This window comes from Paenibacillus sp. 01L418 (assembly GCF_056400045.1).
In genome coordinates, this window is the sequence record NZ_JBFTSN010000506.1 from 1 (window position 1) to 4,177 (window position 4,177).

Genomic DNA, 4,177 nt, shown 5'->3' on the forward strand with positions numbered 1-4,177 from the left:
CCTTAAAGCGTGAGGCTAGCTTCTCCTCAGAACCTGTATAGACGAGACCTTAAAGCGTGAGGCTAGCTTCTCCTCAGAACCTGTATAGACGAGAACATATCCGTCTGCTGGAATGCTGACATTCTCTTTTTTGCTTATTTTGGTCACGACACCCTTACTGACCGTTACTGAGGTGCCTTGTGCAAATCCAAGCTTAGCACCACGCTTTGGCGTGAACATAATGGCTGACGATGCGCCTGCTGCAGGTGTTCGATTAATAAAATACGCATACCAGTTGTTAGGCGACTTAAAAGAACCGTCTGTTCCACCTAAAATTTTGACGCGCAGCGTATCCATAACTACTTTGCCGTCCCATGTAAAACCAATCGCTGTCCCTGTATTGCCTATATGCTCCACATTGCCGTCTACAATTACCGTTCCATATGGCTCCGGAATGCCGCCATAAGCCTCAAAATAGGTTCCGTTAATCGCTGCGTCTGCACGGTAATCTTTAGCAATCGATTGAAGCGACTGAACGACGCCTATCTTACGGCTTGCCAGGCCTGCAGTAACGGGCATTCCCTTTGGAATGGTAACAGTTTGAACCGTAAACGACTGGCCTGCTGCAACAACCTTCTTGGATTCATGCTTCACCTTTAGGTTCAAGGTAGAGGCTGTAACCTGAATAGGAAGCTTCAGCTGGCCTTTGTAGCCGCTAGCTGTAACATCGACATAAAGATTAGCTGATCCGGCTGAAACCGGGGTTACCACGCTTTTCTCATTGATACGAACGATCGCTGGATTGTCGGAGCGATAGCTGACAGCGACTGGATCGGACAGCTTCAGCTTGTCCGTGAGCAGGAGCCGTGTATCCAGCGGCAGCTTAACCGCCGCCGCTGCTGCATAGGTGATCGCAACGGTGCGAACTGGCCCCGCTGCGATTAATGTACTAGCGGACGCATATACGAAGCGTCCGCTGCCCTGCGGCGCCACACCGCTCGCGGGAACCGCGGTGTGACCGCCGTAGGTGTACGCGATCGACCCGGCAGAGCCGTCGATCGCGTACACAGCGCCGGAACGGCCGCCGGCCAGCACCGTGCCGGCGCCAAGATCCGGCGCAAGCGCCGCGGGGCCAAAGCCTCCCGCCCCGCTGGCGCTAATGCGCCATAGTTCCGCCCCGTCTGCGAGGCGGAACGCAGCTATGCCGTTGCCGCTGCGCTCCGCGGCAACGACAGTACCTTTGTCTCCGGGCACAAGCACCGGAGACGTCCAACCGCCTGCGGGCGCTGCTGCAAGCTCGCGAGTGAAGCGGACTTTGCCGTCCTCTTCATACGCAGCGATAGCTTTGCCCGCAAGCAGCATCACGCCGCCGCTCACATCGCCTGCGATCAGCTTCGCCCCAAGCAGCGTCTGCTCAAGCGACGCTTCCCATACAACTGCATTGCCGCGCACGGCATACAACACGCCATTGCTGCCCAGTACATAGACGCCGCGCTTACCTGCGGCCAGTTCCTTAACCGAGACTCCCTCTGGCAGTAGAGCAGCCTGCTGCTCTCCCACACTGCTCAGCGATAAAACAGCATGCTGATATGCAAAATAAGGAGTACCTTCCCCATCCGTCACCATGCCAGATGGCTCTAATTGTTCCTTTTTCCCTTTAAAATAATAAATACCTTTCTGACCGCCATTGCCGCCTTCATCATATTGATAAAGCCTAGCACCAGTTCCTGCAGTAAATATTTGTCCTTTTCCATTTACGGCTGGGGCGGATAGTTTCGAATATGTGTTTATTCTTTTTAATTCTTTTCCGCCATTATCTAATAAGGATAACCATCCATTATTCGTTACTACCAGCAGCTTTCCACTCGGCATAACAATCGGAGGATATAGAGTACCTTCTGCTTTGTATCGCCAGTACTCGATTTCTGCTTTGCTGGCAGCAGAACCCTTCGCATTAGAAGCCACCGTTTTTGTCTCATTCGTCGATTCTGCCGCAGAAACGGAGGAACCCCTATAAGCTCCCTTACCACCTAATGATTCACTTCCTGTGTAGCTCACATTCAACACTATAATAAGCAGAATAGCTACTACTCTAACAAGCCATTTTTTCATCTTTTGCTGCATCTGACTGATCTCCTTCTCCTTCTTATGTGTAGATTCCAGTTAGTCCCAATGAACTATATCGACAGGTTTATTCTAAAAATGAAGGGATTATATGGATAATAGAGCCCTCAAATTCTATTCAGGAATAGGTTGGCATCCTGTAACTCCCTATGTTACGATCACAAAACCATGTCTACAAATCTAGCAATGGGATTACTATTTCTTTATATAAAACACTAATTCCATTTACTATTTATCCTCAAAACAATTAACCTTGTACATTTTTAACCCCATACGATTGAGCAGGATCACCTTACTGTAGAGGTAGATCGTGTTTTGAACAAGSTATCCTAAGCAAACATAAAAGGAGGATTATAACCAATATGCAAACCACTAGATGCAAGCTGGACCCATTACAACAATCAGATTTAAAATACATGCAAAGGATATATTCGAGTCATGAGGTTAGAAAATACTTAGGCGGAGCTGTACCAGTGGAATATCATCTAAATAAGTTTCTAGATGCTTTAGAGCGCTCATCAACGAAGGAGTCATACATTTGGACGGTTAGACTAAAAGAAAACAATGATTTTATTGGGGTTGTTTCCTTAGATAATCACATAGACGGAAGGTTTAAGGAAATCAGCTATGAATTTCTTCCGCAAAGCTGGGGTAGCGGCTACGCAGCCGAGGTAGTCGTTCAATTATTAATGTACGCACTTCATGAATTAAAGCTTGGCAAAGTAATAGCTGAGACACAAACAGCAAATACTGCTTCCTGCAGGCTCCTTGAGAAGGTAGGCATGCGATTAGAGCATAAGTTGCAAAGATATGGTGCTGAACAAGCGCTATACAGCTTCAATGGTCATTCCGGGCTATTCGATTAATAGATGTGGATGATAAGCGTGGTTATAAAATCAAGCATGATGGATGATTACTACATAATTATTAAACACATATATAAACAGCAAAAAACCCTTGTTCGCCAAGGGTTTCTTCATGGTATGGTGCGCGTAGAGGGACTTGAACCCCCACGGTCGCCCGCTAGATCCTAAGTCTAGTGCGTCTGCCAATTCCGCCATACGCGCATATGTGACTCTTTGAAGCTTAACCATGTTTTGCAGGGCTTCCACCTACATTACTCTGTTGACATACAGAGTGCTTCCCTATGAAGGGTGTTAAATATGGTGCGCGTAGAGGGACTTGAACCCCCACGGTCGCCCGCTAGATCCTAAGTCTAGTGCGTCTGCCAATTCCGCCATACGCGCGCATGTGAGATAAAAAATGGTGAGTCATGTAGGATTCGAACCTACGACACCCTGATTAAAAGTCAGGTGCTCTACCAACTGAGCTAATGACTCATAGTATAAGTGGCTGGGGATTCAGGGATCGAACCTGAGAATGACGGAGTCAAAGTCCGTTGCCTTACCGCTTGGCTAATCCCCAATAGCGATATGGTGGACGCTGACGGGATCGAACCGCCGACCCTCTGCTTGTAAGGCAGATGCTCTCCCAGCTGAGCTAAGCGTCCAAGGATAAAGGCGCCATTTGTAAAAATAATTTGGTGACCCGTAGGGGACTCGAACCCCTGTTACCTCCGTGAAAGGGAGGTGTCTTAACCACTTGACCAACGGGCCATGCTAAAATTTATGCTTGTCCTTACAGTTGAAAGTTTTCTGGAGCTCTCAACCGGATTCGAACCGGTGACCTCATCCTTACCATGGATGCACTCTACCTACTGAGCTATGAGAGCATAATGGCTCCCCGAACAGGACTCGAACCTGTGACAACTCGATTAACAGTCGAGTGCTCTACCAACTGAGCTATCAGGGAACATTGTATTTTGAGTTGAATGTTATTAAAGCATCAACCTCAAAATAGGCACGGTTGAATATCAAGGCGTATTGCGCCYTGAAAACTGGATACGAAAGATTAGGCTTGCTGAAGCCTTTATGCTGCTGTCTACTGGATGTATGGGTCACAGTAAACGTGTTTAGGATAAGCCCTCGACCGATTAGTATTCGTCAGCTACACACATTGCTGTGCTTCCACCCCGAACCTATCAACCTCGTCGTCTTCAAGGGGTCTTACATAC

At 48.0% G+C, this 4,177-nt stretch carries 2 protein-coding genes, 8 tRNA genes and 1 rRNA gene; 1 reads left to right on the forward strand and 10 read right to left on the reverse strand.

From position 1 onward, the window contains the following. Positions 1–15 precede the first annotated feature (15 nt). Positions 16–2,103: an outer membrane protein assembly factor BamB family protein gene (locus AC1DSE_RS31450; protein WP_477528778.1), complete on the reverse strand. Its 2,088-nt coding sequence runs from the start codon at positions 2,101–2,103 to the stop codon at positions 16–18. A gap of 362 nt (positions 2,104–2,465) precedes the next feature. On the opposite strand from AC1DSE_RS31450, the gene AC1DSE_RS31455 reads away from it, so the two are divergent. Next, positions 2,466–2,969 carry a GNAT family N-acetyltransferase gene (locus tag AC1DSE_RS31455; protein ID WP_477509964.1) on the forward strand — a complete coding sequence of 168 codons (504 nt, stop codon included), beginning with the start codon at positions 2,466–2,468 and terminating at the stop codon, positions 2,967–2,969. Positions 2,970–3,087: 118 nt separating this feature from the next. Here AC1DSE_RS31455 and AC1DSE_RS31460 read toward each other — a convergent pair. The 9 genes from AC1DSE_RS31460 to AC1DSE_RS31500 all read right to left on the reverse strand — a co-directional run. After that, positions 3,088–3,170, reverse strand: a tRNA-Leu gene (locus AC1DSE_RS31460). 97 nt (positions 3,171–3,267) lie between these two features. Beyond that, positions 3,268–3,350: transfer RNA gene (locus AC1DSE_RS31465), tRNA-Leu, on the reverse strand. 17 nt (positions 3,351–3,367) lie between these two features. Then, a tRNA-Lys gene (locus AC1DSE_RS31470) sits at positions 3,368–3,443 on the reverse strand. Between the two features lie 10 nt (positions 3,444–3,453). Beyond that, a tRNA-Gln gene (locus AC1DSE_RS31475) sits at positions 3,454–3,528 on the reverse strand. A 9-nt stretch (positions 3,529–3,537) separates the two neighbouring features. Continuing rightward, a tRNA-Val gene (locus tag AC1DSE_RS31480) sits at positions 3,538–3,613 on the reverse strand. 31 nt (positions 3,614–3,644) lie between these two features. Next, positions 3,645–3,719: transfer RNA gene (locus AC1DSE_RS31485), tRNA-Glu, on the reverse strand. 40 nt (positions 3,720–3,759) lie between these two features. Next, positions 3,760–3,835 (reverse strand) — tRNA-Thr (locus tag AC1DSE_RS31490). 4 nt (positions 3,836–3,839) lie between these two features. Further along, positions 3,840–3,915, reverse strand: a tRNA-Asn gene (locus tag AC1DSE_RS31495). Between the two features lie 161 nt (positions 3,916–4,076). After that, positions 4,077–4,177: ribosomal RNA gene (locus AC1DSE_RS31500) — 23S ribosomal RNA — on the reverse strand; the annotation flags it as partial.

Bases quoted from the DNA above. Each gene is read 5' to 3' on its own strand.
- AC1DSE_RS31450 (WP_477528778.1), bottom strand. From the start codon at position 2,103: ATGCAGCAAAAGATGAAAAAATGGCTTGTTAGAGTAGTAGCTATTCTG.
- AC1DSE_RS31455 (WP_477509964.1), top strand. From the start codon at position 2,466: ATGCAAACCACTAGATGCAAGCTGGACCCATTACAACAATCAGATTTA.